19 protein-coding genes are annotated in these 17,845 nt (G+C 36.3%); 10 read left to right on the forward strand and 9 right to left on the reverse strand.

Going from position 1 to position 17,845, the window contains the following annotated elements; genetic code table 11:
• Entirely contained in the window at nucleotides 1-393 is a 393-nt protein-coding gene (locus tag NMG86_RS22005; RefSeq protein WP_087882126.1) for a type II toxin-antitoxin system VapC family toxin, read from the forward strand.
• A gap of 16 nt (nucleotides 394-409) precedes the next feature.
• Here the strand turns inward: NMG86_RS22005 and NMG86_RS22010 are convergent, their stop codons facing one another.
• From NMG86_RS22010 to NMG86_RS22020, 3 genes are all read right to left on the reverse strand, one after another.
• A complete protein-coding gene (locus NMG86_RS22010; protein WP_499075602.1) occupies nucleotides 410-1,246 on the reverse strand; it encodes an IS5 family transposase in 837 nt (278 codons plus the stop codon).
• Nucleotides 1,247-1,518: 272 nt separating this feature from the next.
• The gene (locus NMG86_RS22015; RefSeq protein ID WP_026787700.1) at nucleotides 1,519-1,845 is read right to left on the reverse strand and encodes a type II toxin-antitoxin system RelE/ParE family toxin; all 327 of its coding nucleotides are present in this window, start codon (nucleotides 1,843-1,845) and stop codon (nucleotides 1,519-1,521) included.
• Entirely contained in the window at nucleotides 1,829-2,119 is a 291-nt protein-coding gene (locus NMG86_RS22020) for a type II toxin-antitoxin system Phd/YefM family antitoxin (protein WP_026796516.1), read from the reverse strand. The genes NMG86_RS22015 and NMG86_RS22020 overlap by 17 nt, the downstream gene beginning before the upstream one ends.
• A 132-nt stretch (nucleotides 2,120-2,251) precedes the next feature.
• On the opposite strand from NMG86_RS22020, the gene NMG86_RS22025 reads away from it, so the two are divergent.
• Nucleotides 2,252-2,476 (forward strand): antitoxin family protein, encoded by a 225-nt coding sequence (locus NMG86_RS22025; protein WP_199918586.1) that lies wholly within the window; start codon nucleotides 2,252-2,254, stop codon nucleotides 2,474-2,476.
• 88 nt (nucleotides 2,477-2,564) lie between these two features.
• Here the strand turns inward: NMG86_RS22025 and NMG86_RS22030 are convergent, their stop codons facing one another.
• From NMG86_RS22030 to NMG86_RS22040, 3 genes are read right to left on the reverse strand one after another with little or no spacing between them, the layout of a single operon-like run.
• Entirely contained in the window at nucleotides 2,565-2,990 is a 426-nt protein-coding gene (locus NMG86_RS22030) for a hypothetical protein (RefSeq protein WP_026796518.1), read from the reverse strand.
• A 45-nt stretch (nucleotides 2,991-3,035) separates the two neighbouring features.
• Nucleotides 3,036-3,314 (reverse strand): hypothetical protein, encoded by a 279-nt coding sequence (locus NMG86_RS22035; RefSeq protein ID WP_026796519.1) that lies wholly within the window; start codon nucleotides 3,312-3,314, stop codon nucleotides 3,036-3,038.
• A gap of 54 nt (nucleotides 3,315-3,368) precedes the next feature.
• Nucleotides 3,369-4,307, reverse strand: a complete 939-nt coding sequence (locus tag NMG86_RS22040; protein ID WP_026796520.1) for a GTPase family protein — start codon at nucleotides 4,305-4,307, stop codon at nucleotides 3,369-3,371.
• Between the two features lie 186 nt (nucleotides 4,308-4,493).
• Here NMG86_RS22040 and NMG86_RS22045 point away from each other — a divergent pair, with 186 nt between their 5' ends.
• Nucleotides 4,494-5,861: a helix-turn-helix domain-containing protein gene (locus NMG86_RS22045; protein WP_026796521.1), complete on the forward strand. Its 1,368-nt coding sequence runs from the start codon at nucleotides 4,494-4,496 to the stop codon at nucleotides 5,859-5,861.
• On the opposite strand, the gene NMG86_RS22050 is transcribed toward NMG86_RS22045, so the two are convergent.
• Nucleotides 5,848-6,111 carry a hypothetical protein gene (locus NMG86_RS22050; RefSeq protein ID WP_026787704.1) on the reverse strand — a complete coding sequence of 88 codons (264 nt, stop codon included), beginning with the start codon at nucleotides 6,109-6,111 and terminating at the stop codon, nucleotides 5,848-5,850. The genes NMG86_RS22045 and NMG86_RS22050 overlap by 14 nt on opposite strands.
• A 484-nt stretch (nucleotides 6,112-6,595) precedes the next feature.
• Here NMG86_RS22050 and NMG86_RS22055 point away from each other — a divergent pair, with 484 nt between their 5' ends.
• The 6 genes from NMG86_RS22055 to NMG86_RS22080 all read left to right on the forward strand — a co-directional run bounded on the left by NMG86_RS22055 (nucleotide 6,596) and on the right by NMG86_RS22080 (nucleotide 14,897).
• Nucleotides 6,596-7,591 carry a ribbon-helix-helix domain-containing protein gene (locus tag NMG86_RS22055; protein WP_026795483.1) on the forward strand — a complete coding sequence of 332 codons (996 nt, stop codon included), beginning with the start codon at nucleotides 6,596-6,598 and terminating at the stop codon, nucleotides 7,589-7,591.
• Between the two features lie 167 nt (nucleotides 7,592-7,758).
• Nucleotides 7,759-10,167, forward strand: coding sequence for a DUF1565 domain-containing protein (locus tag NMG86_RS22060; RefSeq protein WP_026787706.1), 2,409 nt, complete (start codon nucleotides 7,759-7,761; stop codon nucleotides 10,165-10,167).
• Between the two features lie 673 nt (nucleotides 10,168-10,840).
• Nucleotides 10,841-11,812, forward strand: a complete 972-nt coding sequence (locus tag NMG86_RS22065; RefSeq protein WP_026787707.1) for a carbohydrate kinase family protein — start codon at nucleotides 10,841-10,843, stop codon at nucleotides 11,810-11,812.
• A 113-nt stretch (nucleotides 11,813-11,925) separates the two neighbouring features.
• Nucleotides 11,926-12,327, forward strand: a complete 402-nt coding sequence (gene psb27 / locus NMG86_RS22070) for a photosystem II protein Psb27 (protein ID WP_026787708.1) — start codon at nucleotides 11,926-11,928, stop codon at nucleotides 12,325-12,327.
• Between the two features lie 115 nt (nucleotides 12,328-12,442).
• Nucleotides 12,443-13,957 (forward strand): family 10 glycosylhydrolase, encoded by a 1,515-nt coding sequence (locus NMG86_RS22075; protein WP_026796522.1) that lies wholly within the window; start codon nucleotides 12,443-12,445, stop codon nucleotides 13,955-13,957.
• Between the two features lie 82 nt (nucleotides 13,958-14,039).
• On the forward strand, nucleotides 14,040-14,897 hold the full coding sequence (locus NMG86_RS22080; RefSeq protein ID WP_026787710.1) for a prohibitin family protein: 858 nt from the start codon (nucleotides 14,040-14,042) through the stop codon (nucleotides 14,895-14,897).
• A 57-nt stretch (nucleotides 14,898-14,954) separates the two neighbouring features.
• On the opposite strand, the gene NMG86_RS22085 is transcribed toward NMG86_RS22080, so the two are convergent.
• The gene (locus NMG86_RS22085; RefSeq protein WP_043937747.1) at nucleotides 14,955-15,158 is read right to left on the reverse strand and encodes a DUF433 domain-containing protein; all 204 of its coding nucleotides are present in this window, start codon (nucleotides 15,156-15,158) and stop codon (nucleotides 14,955-14,957) included.
• 113 nt (nucleotides 15,159-15,271) lie between these two features.
• On the opposite strand from NMG86_RS22085, the gene NMG86_RS22090 reads away from it, so the two are divergent.
• On the forward strand, nucleotides 15,272-17,212 hold the full coding sequence (locus tag NMG86_RS22090) for an ABC-F family ATP-binding cassette domain-containing protein (protein ID WP_026787711.1): 1,941 nt from the start codon (nucleotides 15,272-15,274) through the stop codon (nucleotides 17,210-17,212).
• A gap of 150 nt (nucleotides 17,213-17,362) precedes the next feature.
• Here the strand turns inward: NMG86_RS22090 and NMG86_RS22095 are convergent, their stop codons facing one another.
• Nucleotides 17,363-17,833 carry a DUF29 domain-containing protein gene (locus tag NMG86_RS22095; protein WP_306439071.1) on the reverse strand — a complete coding sequence of 157 codons (471 nt, stop codon included), beginning with the start codon at nucleotides 17,831-17,833 and terminating at the stop codon, nucleotides 17,363-17,365.
• Nucleotides 17,834-17,845 lie beyond the last annotated feature (12 nt).

A 17,845-nucleotide genomic window follows, 5' to 3' on the forward strand; every position in this document is an offset into this window, starting at 1 on the left:
ATGAGTTATTTATTAGATACTAATATTGTTTCCTTATCCCTGAAAAATAATCTTAAAGTTAAGGAAAAGCTCAAACAATTAGAATCTCAAAAAGAATTACTCTGTATCAGTTGCATTACTTATTTTGAAATTAAAAGAGGATTATTTGCAGTAAAAGCAACTAAACAACTAGAGAGATTTAATGAATTTTGCCAAGATTATAAAATTATTTTATTAGATGATTTAGCAATTTTAGAGAAAGCAGCCGAAATTCATGCCAATTTAAGGTTAAGAGGATTACCGATCCAAACAGAAGATATTTTAATTGCTGCGACTGCTATTGTTAAAGGTTTAATTCTGGTTTCTAATGATAGTGATTTATTAGACCTCTTGCAAAAAAAATCTATGCTATAATAACAAATTTTCACTTTCAGACTAAGAGTGTCAACTCATAATTATAAATGGCCGACAACAAATTACAACGAAGACCATAACGGCGACGACGATTTCGATAACGACTCGATAAGATCCTGAAAATTTTGAGGCTCCGATTAACGTGTTCAATCACAATTCGTTGATGAGCCAAAGCTTGATTATAGTCTTTTTCTAAGACCGAAAGATTGCCATTTTTGGGTTTCTTTTTGGGTACATAGCTATTCAAGTGATAATCCTTAATCCCTTGATAGCCACTATCTTGTAAACTATCAGTTTGGGGGTGAAAATGAATTTTGCTTTTTTTGAATAAGCTGAAATCGTGGCAATGTCCTTGTCCAAAATCTGTACAAATAATCTGTTTAGTTTCTTGATCAATTACTAACTGAATTTTGAGCGTGTGATGTTTTTTCTTTCCTGAGTAACATTTTTTCTGTTTTTTTTTCGGTCTTTCAATAGCCGTTTCCGTGACATCCATCACTACGATTTCGGGGTAGCCAGAATCTTGAATTAATGCTTTCTTTCCCGGAATCCGAAACTTTCCTGTTTTCATTAAAGTTGATTCAATATTAGCAACAATTCGGCAAATAGTTGATTCTGATACTCCCCAATTTGTCCCAATATGAAAATATGTTCTGTATTCTCGCCAATACTCCAAGGCTACTAAAACTTGCTCTTGGAGAGTCAGGTGGGTGTGACGTCCTCTCCTATCTTTAGGATGTTCTAACCTGAACTGCTCTATGGCATTAACCATTTCTTGAAAGGTTTGAATCTTGACACCAAATCTCCGTTTAAATTCAGGAGGTTTCAAATTTAGATAAAATTGAGTGTTCATCGCAGAGTTATTGTCTTAATTCACTTTCAATTTTTACCATTTTATGGAGTTTTTAGCAAAAGTTTGTGAAGAATGGTTAGTCTCTAGGATTTTATGAAATTGAGCAAAACTTACCATAATACCATAAAATTATTTTGCAAGAGTTCTATTGAGAGTTGAGGGTTTAAGTTTAGAGAATTGGGTAGAGTGATAAGTTGAAGTTTTGTTGAAGGTGTTATATAGCGATCGCACCCTCAACAACCCTAAAATAAAAAGCGATCGCATTAATAATTTTACTCCAGATCAAGGGGATTAAAAGTAATTAAAGATTGTGCGCTATGACGAAGATAAAGAATATAAACTATATCCTCTCGAATGGTGAAAATAATCCGGTATTTATTCCTTGATTTCCCATAAATAATTTGTCTGATTTCTTCAGGAAAATCATCGTTTTCTCTAGCTAAAGCAAAACGTTTTGGCTTATCTTGCAAAGTAGCAATAGTATTCATTAAATCTCTAAACCATTGATCAGCATAATTAGGGTTAAGATTTTTTAACCAAAGATAAGCAGATTCTATTTCTAGTTTAGCATTCCGGGTTAATTTAACTTGAAATTCCATGTTTTTGCTGCATTTCTTCGATGAATTGATTTAGGGTTTGTGTGTCACCTATTGCTATATCTTCTAATCCTTTTTTAATCCCAATAATAGTTTCTAATTTCTCGATAAAATCTAGTAATTTTTGATAAGATACAGCATCTTGTACTACTAATTCGGCTTTCCCATTAACAGTTAAAACGATAGGATTACCTGTTTCTTTCATCTGGGTAATCATTTCATTTGTATTCCGTTTAAAGGTGGAGAGGGATTGAATATCTCGATTTAGATTAATCATGATTGGGGACTTCGCACTAAATTTGCATTAAATTTAATGTTAGCACAAAATAGCAAAAGCGATCGCACTCTCAACACTCCTACAATAAAATAGGTTATAATAGCAAGCAGTTAAATAATCACCTAATTCATTATGCAACAAAGTTTTGATGCGGTTTTTGAAAACGGGGTTTTTCGCCCCTTAGCTGATTTCCAATTAACAGAAGGTCAAACCGTAAAACTTATTATAGAATCGGAATCTATGAAAAAAACGAAAAGCTTTCCTACGACGGGAATTATTGCTAAACTAACAGCAAATCCTATTGTGATTCCTAACTTTCATTCCCTGAAAAGAGAGGAAGCGAATGAACGCTGGTAAACCTCAACGTTTACATTCCTTACACAAACAAAAGCCGATTTTTGGACATCATCAGGTAAGATATCTATAATATGCTGAGATTAACTAATTAAGACGACCACTTTTCAAAAAAGTTATCAATTAATTGTTTAGCTTGACTTGCTGTTGTTCCTAATAACTTTCCTATTTCATAACTAATACTACCAATCCATTGTTTAAAAGAGCTTTGAGATTTAGTTGTAATACTCCTTTCAAAACTATCCATTTCGTTCAGCTTTTGAATTAAACGTTGTTTTAATAACTGTGTTGTTGAAAGAGCATTTTCTACTTCTGATGCGCTGAAAGTGTAGCCACAAGAGCAATTAAAATTACTGTTTAGTAAATCCCATTGTTTACTACAACCGCAACATTTTGCTTGTCTTTGATAAGGTTCAACTAAAACTTCACCATTAGAAAAACAATCATGATAACTTTTAACCCAAGAATCATGACATCTTGGGCATTTTGGAAAAGGTAAGGGCATCCATTCACTCATGATTTTAATTTTTTATTTTTCAGTCATAATCAAATCACTAATTAGTTAATCTCCCAACCCTGCTTCCCATCCTGCTCGCCAACCGCGACTAATGCCTCTACCCATATCTCTGAAAGTACCGACAATTTGACCAATGATATAACCAAAAAGTGCAGCAATAGATCTAAAGGCATCCGCAAGATAAGCTCTAAGACTAGCTTCAGATTTAGCTATAGTTCTTAAGTCAGCTTCATTCATTGAATCAATTTGTCTCTTAACTCTGGCTTTGATCTGATTATAATCCTCCGTAGGAATATATGTCTCATCTGGCACATATTGTGTCATTTCAAATGTCCTCATTTTAGTTGATTTTTATTGAAAAAAATAAAATTATTGTTGTTACAATCCTTGTGATTTTAGCCATTTTTCAAAAGCCTTTTTATCGCTTGATAATTTGGCAAATTCTTCAGGAGGCATATTGGCAACAATATCTGACATTTTTGAAGGTCTAGGTTGTTGATTTTGTAATCTTTCCCGTCTTTTTTCTGGAGGTAATAATTGAGGATCAACTAATTCTAAAAAGTCAGCTAAAGCTTTACGCGAAGCAACTACCCATCGTCTTTTATTAGGAACAGCATCCATCATGGCATCAAAAAGATGAGGTAAATTGTATCTTCTGTTAGCAGAATAGCCGACAATTGTTCCTCGCCAATTAGGAAGAACTTCATGAATTTTTCTTTTAACATCACGGATTCTTCCTTTGATATTTTCTTCTTGTTCTTCGCTAGGTAAATTAGCTAAAGGATGCCAATGAGTTTCACCCGGATGCACTAAATCTACTTTGTTTAAAGCGATAACCATTCTTTCTAAAAGTCTAGGATTAATTGATTTTAATTCAACTTCGAGATATTCTTGTATTTGGGCGATCGCTCTATTCTGACCATCTAAAATCCATAAAGCTACATCAACATCTTTTAAAATGTTTTCATATAGAGCAATATGTTCTCTTTGTTTAAGGCGACTTTCACCTAATCCTGGCATATCATAAGCGATTAATGCCCCATTAACTCCTTCAAGTTCGTTGAATTTAACTTCAATCCCTCTTGCTGTTTGTGTACAGGCTTCGATATGGCTAACTTCTAAACCTGCGTTGAATAGTGCATTGAGAGTAGAGGATTTTCCTACTCCTGTTTCACCAATAAAAGCAAAGCGAGGAGGAGGTTCGTTATCTACCTTATCCTCAATTATTTGGTAGATTTCCTCAAAATGTTCCTCTGACATTTGTTGACCCGGCAGAAGTTCATTTACTAGCCCCTGTAATACACTTCTTAAATCCATAAATTTTTCTTTCTTTAATTTTTAGGTACTTCTAGCATAAACTTAAACTTTGGATTTAACCACTCTCAAACAACGGATTTTAGCGGGAGTTTTTTACAGAATGTTAAGCAAAAAAGCGGAAAAGTTAGGAAAAATTGGGATTGACTTAGGCTATAATAGCTAAAACCTTTACTATATATGGTTTTTATGAATATAACAGAAGTTTTACAATTTGTGGATCAGTTAATTTTTGAACGCACTGGAAAGCATTTAGATAATGTGCAAAGGGCTGTAGTTGAGGGAACATGGCAGGGAGAAACCTATAGTCAGATTGGTGAAAAGAATCATTTTAATAAAAATCATGCTAGTGATGTAGGGGGTGAATTATGGAAATTTTTATCTGAAGCATTGGGTGAAGATATAAAAAAGACTAATTTTAGTTCCACTTTTGAAAGATTAGATATTTCATTGTCTCAATCATCTCAAAATATTTGCAATATGGGTAATATTTACTGTCATTTTGGATCACAAATTTTATATAATTCAACGCCAAATAATGAACAAAATTTAGCAAATCACAAATATAAATCACCTCATCACGATTTAACCCTAGCTCCTCAAATAATAAATTTTTATAACCGAGAAACTGAACTTAACACCATTTCTAATTGGATATTCAAACAAAATAGTCGTTTAATCTCAATATTAGGATTATCTGGAATTGGTAAAACTGCTCTTGTTAAAAGATGGGTTGATTTAAACTTAGATCAATTTGAATTCATTATTTGGAGAAGTTTAAAATATCCTAAACCTTTAGAATTGCTTGTTAAGGATTTATTGAATATTATTAAACTAGAAGACAAACAAACTATAGATGATCAAGTAAAACAATTATTAGATATACTCATTAATAAAAAATGTTTAATTATCCTTGATGATGTTCATAATATCTTTACTTCGGGTCAATTCACGGGACAATATCAACCGGAATATCAAAGTTATCAAAACTTTTTCACTCTGATCACAGAAACCGAACATCAGAGCAGTTTAATTTTAATCAGTCAAGAAAAATGTCCAGAAATGGAAGGTTGGGAAAACGAATTATATCCGATTAATTGTTTAGAGTTATCAGGTTTATATGATCTGGAAATTCTGAATAATAAAGGATTAAAAAATGACGAGTTTTGGTTAAATTTAATTAATTTATATGAAGGTAATCCCGTTTATTTAAAAAGTATTGCTATTTTAATTAAAAATATATTTGATGGTGATGTTGCTGAGTTTTTAGCTGAGAATGAATTAGTGATTACTCCAGAAATGCGATCGCATTTTAACCAATTATTTAATAGACTTTCACCCATTGAACAACAAATCGTTTTAAAATTAAGTCAATTTGAGCAATCTTTATCCAGAGAAACATTGAGAGAAAGTGTAGAATTATCATCAACGGATTTAATTAATGGGTTACAATCTTTACAACAACGGTATTTAGTTACCAAAATAAAACAGGATAAAATTATGTTTAAATTGTCTTCTATTTTTGGGAAATATGTAAAAAACTTTAATCTCGATTAGGAAGGGAACGATCTTGACGAATTTCTTGTTGCCATTTTTGAGGATTGATTTTAGAATAGACATTGTTTTTTGCTAATTTATTTAAGGCTTCAGACATTTTTTGACCATTAGATTTAGTTGCATTCGTTGATATTTCTTCTTCTAAAAAAGTAATTTTAACTTCAACTGAATTATCTAAGTTGATATCTGGAGTTTGATCCAGCCATTGAATAGAATTGTTTTTTAAAATAGCATTGAAAGTTTTTAGCATGATTTTTTCACTAATTAATAAGTTGATAATTCTGGTGAGTCCCCACAAGAAGCCTAGACTAATAATTATATAGCAATCCCCGCCGAGGTAGTAATATTTTCTCGTCGGGGTTTTGTCTCCCAACCCCTACCCTACATTGTTTTTTTCATACACGGATTGCTATAATCTTCCCTACACCCTTAGCGAGCGACGATACCCGCTCCACAGACCGCCTTCTTCATTCTTTACAAAATTTACAGTTTTTTGTGTTTGCACCAACCTATACTGCTAAATGTAGGCGATTGCGGGATAATGTTGAACCGGAATTCAAAGCGTCAACGTTTATCCTGCCCAAAAGTGAGCCCTATAACCTCACAATTGAAAGTCTACCGCCATCAAATTAACAATTTGGGATAAATGATTTTAAATTTCGGGTTTAGTTCATAGAACATCCCCAATCCTAAATCCTTGCATTCTCAGTGAAATTTTTAAGGAATATATTGTCATGTCCACCAATAGAAAAAAACGCACGACTCCTGCTACCCGTAACACTTCTGCCATTAGTGACAAAGTAAAAGTTACGGTTTCTTTAACGGCTGATTCTGCTCAACAGGTAGAGGCGCTCGCCAAAGAATTAGGAGTATCAAAATCAGAATTATTTGAACGTCTGACTAAAGAACATTTAAACCAAGCTACCCCAGGAGAAGAAACCACAGCTACCCTTAACGTAGAATCTTCTGCGCCTGCGACTGATGATACTGCTTTAAAACAGGAGATTGAAGCCCAAGCTAATACAATTCAAGAGTTAAAACAGCAACTCACCCAAACTATTGCCGTCCAAACATATCAAACCTTAAAACAAGAAGCAGAACAACAAAAACAAACTATTGCTGATTTACAACAACAACTAGAAAATAAGGTAACACAAACCGTTGATAAAGAAACGTATCAGGCTTTACAAGAAACCTCGAAAGAACAAGAATCAACAATTGCTCAATTACAAACTCAATTAAATCGAATTCCTGAATTGGAGCAACAATTAACAACAACTATTCCCGCAGAAACTTACCAGGCTTTACAAAGCCAGTTAGAACAGGAACAAAATACTATATTGCAACTCAACCAGCGCCTTGAAACCCTGGAAAAAGAAGTGGAAAAAAGCAATAGTTCTCTAGCTGAACTGCAAGTTAAACAAGGGAGAATTGCGGAATTAGAAGCAAAGTTATCTCATAGTATTTCAGAAGATAATTATCATAATTTAGAATATCTCTGTGCGACTCAAAAAAAACAAATGGCAACTCTGGAACAAAAATTAGCGAGTTTAATTTCCACTAAAACCCAACATCAAGGAACTGCTAGTTATGATGCCCTAAAAAACTATCTGCAAGAACAAGATGATTTAATTAATGTTTTGGAAAAACGGGTTTTAGAACTGCATGGGTTAGCTTCCTTTGGAGAATCTCAACTATCCAAATGGCGAAATCGCACATTCAACGGTTAAAATTACAACAAACACCCTTAATGGCTCAAACCCTCTAAGGGTGTAACTAACAAAACAATAATATTAAAATAAATTGAATTTTTCCGGTTTTTTGACCGAATCCCTAACACGAAGGGTGTAACTAAAGTTTACAATAAAGCGCAGATAGTTTCAACAAAAACAAAACTATGGTAACTCTTTACGTCAACCCCGCCACTGGAAATGATTTTAGTTCCGGGGAGTCGAATAAACCCTTTAAAACCCTAAAAAAAGCCCTTTCCCAAGCTCAGTCGGGAACCACAATTTACCTAGAACCAGGAACTTATAGTAGTTTAAGTGGTGAAACCTTTCCCCTTATCCTCGCAGATGGTGTCATAGTCATCGGGAATGAGTCAGGAAAAGGCAGTGGCATTTTAATCGAAGGGAATGGACTCCATAGCAGTAGCAGTGCTGGGAGTCAAAATATCACAATTTTGATGGAAAATAACGCCCAATTGCGAGGCGTCACCGTTACCAATATTCAAACTAGAGGAACGGGAGTTTGGATTGAATCTCAATCTCCTGTAATTGCTAATTCTACCTTTACCCGATGCAAACGAGAAGGGATTTATGCCGTAGGTTCGGGAAATCCTCAGATTCTCAATAGTATTTTTGTGCAAAATGAGGGCTATGGAGTCTCAATTGAAGGGGATATCAAAGGAGAAATCGGAGGAAATACCTTTGAAAACACCGGATACGGGATTTCTCTTAAAAATCAAGCTGCTCCGTTAATTCGGGATAATGCTATTGTAGAAAACCGTTCTGGGATATTAATTGCCGGGGACTCCCAACCGATTTTGCGCCAAAACTTAATTGAACGCAATACCGGGGATGGGGTGGTAATTATGAATCAAGCTACACCGGATTTAGGAACCGCCCAAACCCCAGGGGGAAATACTATTCGGAATAATGGCGGTTTTGATGTCCAAAATGCCGGAACCACCAGCTTAACCTCCTTTGGAAATATTCTTAGTTCTACTCGCGTTAAAGGAAATATACAAGTCGTGACTCAAAGCGTACCAACAGCCGCATCTGCAACCCTATTTGTTAATTCGGCTACCGGGAATGATTCGGCCACAGGCGGTCAATCTACTCCTTTAAAAACCATTGCTAAGGCTATTAGTCAAGCCCAGTCGGGAACCCTGATTCAAGTCGCTCCTGGGAGCTATAACGCCGCTACTGGGGAAGTATTTCCGTTAATTGTGCGGTCGGGAGTAACTATTGTTGGGAATGAAACGACCAAGGGCAAAGATGTCGTAATTCTGGGAAGTGGTCGCTTCAGTAGTCCCAGTTCGGCGGCTCAAAATGTGACGATTTTGATGGAAAATAACTCAACGGTTAAGGGGGTTAGCGTTACCAATGACCAAACGCGAGGGACTGGAATTTGGGTAGAATCGGTTTACTGTAATATCGGTAGTTGTACCCTGACGAAATCCAAACGGGAAGGGGTTTTTGCCACGGGAACAGCCATTGCTGCGGTAACGAATAGTGATTTTATCGAAAATGTGGGTAATGGTATTGCTTTGGGGGGGAATGCTAAGGGGGAAATTCGGGGGAATAAATTCCAAAATACCGGATATGCAATTTCTGTCCAAGCCCAAGCTTCTCCCTTAATTATTGAGAACGAAATTCTGGAAAATCGGTCTGGGATTGTGTTATCAGGACAGTCTAAACCCGTATTACGAAAAAATCAAATTAAGAAAAATCTTCAAGATGGTTTAACGGTAATTGCTGATTCTGCCCCGGATATTGGTAGCCCTCAAGATAATGGCGGGAATGTATTTGTTGATAATGGCAAATATGATGTTCAAAATGCCAGTAAATTTACCTTAATTTCGGTGGGAAATCAAATTAACCCGACCCGAACTTTGGGAAGTATTGAGTTTACCGCCAATCAAACCCCAACTCCTGGCCCTAGTCCTAGCCCGACCCCAACCCCCGGCGGCTCTACTCCCACACCGACTCCAACTCCGCCACCCGGAGGGGCGAAATTTAACGATATTGGTTCCCATTGGGCGAGAACTTTTATTGAAAGGTTAGCGGATATGGGGATTATTAGCGGTTTCCCCGATGGTTCGTTTAAACCCGATGCTACCTTAACCCGCGCCCAACACGCTGCGATGTTAAAGTCGGCGTTTGAATTAACACCAATTCGCGAAGGAATTGTGTTTACTGATGTGGCGGCGGATTTTTGGGGAAAAGAGGCAATTGATAAAGCAAATCGGGCCGGGTTCCTATCAGGTTATCCCGATAAAACTTTCAGACCAAATCAAAATTTAACTCGTTCTCAAGCGATTGTTTCCTTAGTCAATGGGTTGAAATTAACCGGGGGAACATCTAATAGTTTGGGTGTTTATACTGACAGGGCTCAAATTCAATCTTTTGCTACTAATGCAGTGATTACGGCAACGGAATTAAATATAGTGGTCAATTACCCGAAAAAGGAGGTTTTTAACCCATTAAAAGATGTGACTCGTGGGGAAATTGCGGCGATTTTCTATCAAACTTTGGTAGCAGTTAATCGGGCGCAAGCAGTTGATTCTCCTTATATTGTTTAACTAAAAACTCTGGTTCCCTGGTTCTACCTGGGAACCCACTCAGGGAGGCTCTGCCTCCGATGAACAGCAGGCGGAGCCTGCTTAAAGTATTGCTAGGTAGAACCTAGCAACAAGAAAATAGATAATCTTCATACTCCCCACATAACGTATTTTTACAATAATAATTGAATCTTTTCCTTTTCTTCAGAATCAACTGTTTCCAACTCCCTAACAATATTAAAATCCTTACTAACCTTAGATAACTCTAATAAAGTCGGGTCAATTCTATTTCTATATTTTTTCTCCTCATATAACCAGTTCAATATATCCGACAAGTGCCAGATAGAAGGAGTCCCGCTATAGATAGGTCTGGGACATTGTTATTATAAGGGCAGTAAATCTTTCCCCACGCATGAGAGCCACCCTCTGCAATACGCCATCCATTTTGTTCAGCATACTTCAAGGCTGCTTCAATTTCTGGCTTAGGATGTTTTTTCCTAGACATAAAATTCTGAGCTTGTATTGACTATAGTTTATTCTGATCAAATTGTCAAGTGACAACTTATTATTACCTGGATGGAATGAGTCAAACTCTCTGTTATATTTATAAGGAAATGCAAGTCTGGGTGCTGGTGCGTGTGCGTTGATAGCTGCACCCTACAATAGTTTAGAATGTTTATTATTGTGAAAAATTATGACTTATCCGCAAGTGATTTGTATTGGTGAAATCCTATTTGATCGATTATCTAATCAATTGGGAAAACCCTTAGAAACCGTTGAATTTTGGACAGATTACCCCGGAGGCGCTCCGGCTAATACTGCTTGTGGATTAGTAAAATTAGGGATTCCGACGGCTTTTATAGGCTGTATTGGGGAAGATCAATCGGGAGATCAATTAGTGGAATTATTAACTAAAACTGGGGTTAATATTACGGGAGTTCAACGGCATTCTAGTGCACCGACTAGAATTGTTTATGTGGTTAGAGATGAAAAAGGCGATCGCAGTTTTGCTGGATTTGGAGATAGAAAAACTACTGAATTTGCTGATACTTATTTACAATCAGAACAACTTCCAAAAGACTTATTTAAAACCGCAAAATTCCTGGTTTTAGGAACGTTAGAATTAGCCTATCAACCGAGTCAAGACGCTATATTAACAGCCCTTAAATTAGCTAAAAATTATCAGGTTAAATTATTTATTGATATTAACTGGCGACCGATGTTTTGGAAAAATCCTGATCAAGCAATTGAACTAATTTTAAACTTTGTTAAAAATGCCGATTTTCTCAAGTTAACCAATGAAGAAGCAGAATTATTATTTAATACTATAGATCCAAAAGTGATCGCTAAAAAGTTACAAATTCAAGGAGTATTTGTCACGGCTGGAGAACGGGGTTGTGCCTATTATTTAGCGGGGAATTATGGAAAAATACCCGCATTTTATGTTAATGTTACAGATACGACTGGAGCCGGGGATGGTTTTACCGCCGGAATTATTTATCAATTTTGTAAATTAGGGATAGAATCTATTAATAATCCTCAAATAGCCGAAAAAATAGTCAAATTTGCCAGTGCAGTCGGGGCATTAACCACAACAAAACCCGGTGCGATTGCCGCCCAACCTACCTTAACAGAAGTTGAAACTTTTTTAGATCAATTTTTGTAATAATTTTCCCAATTGTTCATCAAAAATAGGGAGAAACAAAGAAAAATCCATTTTAATATGGGGATAGACCCGGATTTTGATTATAATTTTTAATGCCAATTGTAATAAAGCTCATGAAAAAATACATTTCTCGTCTGTTAGCCCTAGTTCTCGTGGCTGCCGTTACTCTAGTCGGATGCGGTGGGAGTCCTTCGGGAATGTTAACGGGCAATTATTCTAAAGATACTTTAGCCGTTGTCGATAGCCTGAGAACCGCTATTCTCTTACCTGATGATGCTCCCCAGAAGGCTGAAGCCCAAGGTCAAGCTCGGGAGGTAATTAACGAATTTATTGCTCGTTACCGTCGGGATAGTGCTGTTACGACCCTAAGCTCATTTACCACTATGCGTACAGCCCTCAATGCCTTAGCGGGCCATTATAGCTCCTATCCCAACCGTCCCATTCCAGATAAATTAAAAGAACGTTTACAACAGGAATTTAAACAAGTAGAAACCGCAGTTAGTCGAGGAGCATAGTCAGTTATCAGTTATCAGTTATACGGGCGGGTTCTATTTATCAGTGTGTTTCCCTACTGATTTTATTTGGAACGTTGTGAATGCTTGAAAATGTAGTAAAATCCAATAAAATTTTATGTCAAATTTAATGATTCAGCAACGTCGTCTTTCAGGGTTATTATTAAATTTGTTAATAACCCTTTCCTTGAATCCTTTTTTATTGATTTCTGTAGCTAATTCTCAAACCCTGGCTCAGTGCAAATTATCTCCTCAAGCGATCGCCCAAAAAGAAAATTTACGACAAGCAGCATTAACGAGAGATTCAGAAGCTATAAAAAACTACAATACTATTCTAACACAACACGCCCAACAAGTCAATCAATGTCGTCAACAAATTACCCCTAAAAATCAAGCCATTTGGTTAAGATTATATCCCTGTGATACCAGAACTGGAGAAATTGATCGGATTTTAGATAATATTATTAATAAAGGTTATAACAAAGTTTATTTAGAAGTATTTTATGATGGTCAAGTATTATTACCTTCGGCAAAGAATCCCACTGCATGGCCAGCAGCTATCCGCAAACCCGGAACAGAAAACCAAGATTTATTAGCAGAAACCATCCAAAAAGGGAGACAACGGGGCTTAAAAGTTTATGCTTGGATGTTTATGTTAAATTATGGCTATACTTATACTTTAAAACCAGATCGAACATCAGTTTTAGCCATAAATGGGAAAGGAGAAACCACCACAACAGCAGTAGTAGACCAAACCAAAATAGACGAATATGGGGAAAGTTTTGTTAATCAAGGGTTTGTTGACCCCTATCATCCCGTAGCCAGACAAGATTATTTAACCTTATTAAATGCCATCTTACAACGTCGTCCCGATGGGGTTTTATTTGACTATGTTCGCTATCCCAAAGGGTTAGGAGCAGATTCCGTTGCCTCAAAAGTCAAAGACCTATGGATTTATGGAGAATATTCTCAACAAGCATTTTTAAATCGAGCCAGTAGTCAGAAAGGGCGAGACTTGATGCAGCGATTTTTACAGCAGGGATTTATTACCGAAATAGATGTTAAAACAGTGAATGAAAAGCATCCCGATGAAAAGGATAAACCCTATTGGCTTGATGAAAAACAGTGGAAGACTTTAGCCTCTATTCCCAAGATGGGAGAAACCTTACAACTACAATTATGGCGGCTAAGTGTTGCCCATGCTAGACAGGGAGTTTTAGATTTTTTAGCAATAGCAACTCAACCCGTACAAAGCCAAGGAATTCCAGCAGGAGCGGTATTTTTTCCCGAAGGAAATCGCAGAATTGGACAGATGGGTTTTGACTCTCGAATGCAGCCTTGGGATCAATTTTCGCCCTCGATTGAATGGCATCCCATGTCCTATGCTGTCTGTGGTCAGGTGAATTGTATTACGGCTCAAGTGCAGCAAGTTGTGACTCAGGCGCCCCCAGGAACTCAAGTTATCCCAGCTTTAGCGGGAGACTGGGGAAAATCGATCAAAAATCGCCCGTCTTTGGAACAACAAATGATAGATATTTACAGCACAATTCCTCAAATTAATGCTTTTAGTCATTATGGTTATGACTGGCAAGATACTGAAGAAACTAGACAAAGAAAATTTTGTAAACAATAATCAATTCTATCGGATTAACCTTAGCTGTGGTTCAGATTTGATCAATAACGGTATAATTATTTTATCAATTGGAGTAAGTTTCATGAAAAGTGCAGAACCACAAGCTGGGTTAACCAGTATTATTTTCGGAATTGCTTTGGCAATATTAGCTTTGATTTCTGTCAATTCTTTTGTGATTATTAACCCAGGTCAAGCGGGGGTATTGAGTATTTTAGGAAAAGCTCAAGATGGGGTATTATTAGAAGGCATTCATTTCAAACCGCCCTTAATTTCTGCTGTTGATATTTACGATTTGACGGTACAAAAATTTGAAGTTCCGGCTCAAAGTTCTACAAAAGATTTACAAGAATTATCGGCAAGTTTTGCCATTAACTTTAGGCTTGACCCGATACAAGTAGTCAGAATTAGACGAGAACAGGGAACTTTACAAAATGTTGTTTCTAAAGTTGTGGCTCCCCAAACCCAAGAATGCTTTAAAATTGCAGCGGCAAAACGAACCATTGAAGAAGCCATTACTCAACGGGAATTATTAAAATCAGACTTTGATGAAGCCTTGAATGAACGATTAGATAAATATGGAATTATTGTCTTAGATACCAGTGTGGTTGATTTGTCATTTTCTCCTGAATTTGCTAAAGCAGTTGAAGAAAAACAAATTGCTGAACAAAGATCAAAACGGGCTGTTTATATTGCCCAGGAAGCAGAACAACAAGCTCAAGCTGATATTAACCGAGCAAAAGGAACGGCGGAAGCTCAACGTTTATTAGCAGAAACTTTGAAAGCAACGGGAGGAGAATTAGTGTTACAAAAAGAAGCAATTGAAGCTTGGAAACAAGGCGGTTCTCAAATGCCAAGAGTGTTAATTATGAATGGGGATGATAAAAGCATGATTCCCTTCTTATTTAATTTAGGGAATACTTCAGAAATGAGTTATGAATAACCACAATTCCTAAATAATTAGAGGGTTTATAGCAGAAGGAATTACTAAACCCTCTAATTATTCAGCACCATAAGCAATACAAGCTAGAATATCTTCTCGTTCTATTCCAGAATATTCTTCTAAAAGGTATTCAATGGTGACTCCACTGGCTAAAAAATCTAAGATTAGAGACACCCAAATGCGATGACCCCGAATGCAGGGTTTACCAAAACAAATATTAGGGTCAATAGAAATTCGAGACAGTAAATCTGCTGACATCATACTTTACCTATTTTTATCGGTTTAAGTTCGGCTATTTCATAGTATAATTATAGTAGATTCCCGTGAATTAATTTATTCGGCTACAATCATCTATTTTTAATCCCTTAACGCTTATGTCTATTTTTACCTTACAATCCGTTAAAAAAGAATTTGGAACCAAAGAAATTCTCCGAGATGCTAACTTTAGTTTAGATGCGACGGATAAAGTCGGTTTAATTGGAACCAATGGGTCAGGAAAATCAACTTTATTAAAGATGATTGCGGGACAAGAATCTATTGATGAAGGGCAACTTTGGGTTAATCCCAGGGCAAAAGTTATCTATTTACCCCAACAACCTAATTTAGATGAAAACCTCACGGTTTTAGAACAAATTTTTGCCGATAGTGGCGAACAAATGCACCTAATTCAAGAATATGAAGACCTATCTCATAAATTAGCAAAACATCCTGAAGATTCCCAACTCTTAACGCAATTTTCCCAAGTTATGCAACGCATGGATGCCACCAATGCTTGGGAATTAGAAAACACAGCTAAAATTATTTTAACAAAATTAGGAATAGAAGATTTTGATACTCCCATTCGCCAATTATCGGGGGGATATCGCAAACGCATTGCTTTAGCAACAGCATTATTAGTAGAACCGGATGTTTTATTAATGGATGAACCTACAAACCATTTAGATGCAGCTTCCGTAGAATGGTTACAGGATTATTTAAAAAATTATCGCGGGGCTTTATTATTAATTACCCACGACCGCTACTTTTTAGACCAAGTAACCAATCGAATTTTAGAATTAGACCGAGGTGATTTATTTACCCATGGGGGAAATTATTCTTATTTTTTAGAAAAGAAAGCCGAAGCCGAGGATGTTGCTGTTAGTCAACAACGCAAACATCGGGGGGTTTTGCGTCGGGAATTAGAGTGGTTAAGACGGGGGCCAAAAGCTAGGAGTACCAAGCAAAAAGCCCGGATTCAAAGGGTTGAAGGGCTGCAAGATACGGAGTTTAAACAAGTCCATGGGAAAGTTGAAATTTCCACGCCCGGTCGTCGCATCGGTAAAAAAGTTATTGAATTAAACCATGTTTTTAAGTCCTATGATAATCGACCTTTAATTCAAGATTTCACCTATAGTTTTAATCCTGATGACCGTTTAGGAATTATTGGGGGAAATGGGGTAGGAAAATCAACTTTATTAGATATGATTACGGGTAGAATTAAACCCGATGAGGGAATAGTAGAAATTGGGTCAACCATTCATATCGGTTATTTTGACCAACATTCGGAGGATTTGTTGGCGGCGATGAATGAAAATCAGCGTGTGATTGATTACTTAAAAGAAGTTGCAGAATTTGTAAAAACTGCCGATGGAACCCAGATTACAGCATCACAAATGTTGGAAAGGTTTTTGTTTCCGCCTAATCAACAATATTCTCCGTTAAATAAACTTTCTGGGGGTGAAAAACGCAGGTTATTTTTATTGCGGGTATTAATGAGTGCGCCCAATGTGTTGATTTTAGATGAACCTACTAATGATTTAGATGTCCAAACATTATCGGTTTTAGAAGATTATTTAGAGGATTTTAATGGTTGTGTAATTGTGGTTTCCCATGACCGATATTTTTTAGACCGGACAGTAGAAACCATTTTTTCCTTTGAAGCAGGGGGAATTTTACGACAATATCCGGGGAATTATTCGGTTTATTTAGATTATAAAAAAGCCGAGGAATTAGAGTTAAGTCGTCAAGGGGTAAAAACAGAAGAAAAAAACTTATCTGCGGGTACAGATTCGGAAAAGTCTCAACGGTATTCTTGGGATAAAAGCGGACAACGGAAATTATCTTCTAAAGAAAAGCGAGAATATGAAAAGTTAGAGACAAAAATTGCTGAACTAGAAGGGAAAAAAGCCCAATTAGAACAGAAATTATATTATGCACCTCCGGGGGCGGTTTCTAATGTTCAAGACTTGCATCAACAGGTGGAAAATATTATCATAGAAATTGATAATGCCACAGAAAGATGGTTAGAATTAGCGGAAATTGATGCTTCTAGCTAATTATAAGTAGGTAAACAAAATTAATTACATAACAAGCAAATAATAATTTATACTAAAAAAACACTCTAAATCTCGAAAATCAATGATATTGCTGAAAGAAATGAATCTCGAAATAAGTGGAGAATTGAGGTGAGCATAATTAGAGAAAAGTTAAATCGGAAACAAATTTTCATCTAAAATTTGTTCTAAAGATCCAATTGAAATTACCGGAAAAGTATCTAACGGAAGTTGAGAACGAGCGCTCGCTTCTTTTCGCGCATCTTCATAACATTCATCAAAGATTTCTAAAATATAAGGTTTTAGACTAGGACTGCTTTTAAGTTGCTTGTTAATTTGTCTCCTAAATGCCATAATTTCTCCTTTCCAATGTCCTTGATTTCGTTCCCTTTCTCCTTGCCAAAATTGCAATTTTAGGAGATGCTCAAATAGCTTCACTAATAAATTTTCAATCTTGTGCTTTTCGCTTCTCCCCATTGTCTCTAATTCTTCCAGTAAATTCTCTAAATCAACCTGGGAAAACTGATTAGCACGCAGTTGGTTAATTGTTGTTTTCAACCAGAGATAATAGTCTTGGTCGTATAACGTTTCAGTCGGACGGGGAGATTGAGCCAACATAAACATAAAAACCTAAAC

Origin of the sequence: Planktothrix rubescens CCAP 1459/22 (assembly GCA_904830895.1) — a bacterium.
Lineage (GTDB): Bacteria > Cyanobacteriota > Cyanobacteriia > Cyanobacteriales > Microcoleaceae > Planktothrix > Planktothrix agardhii.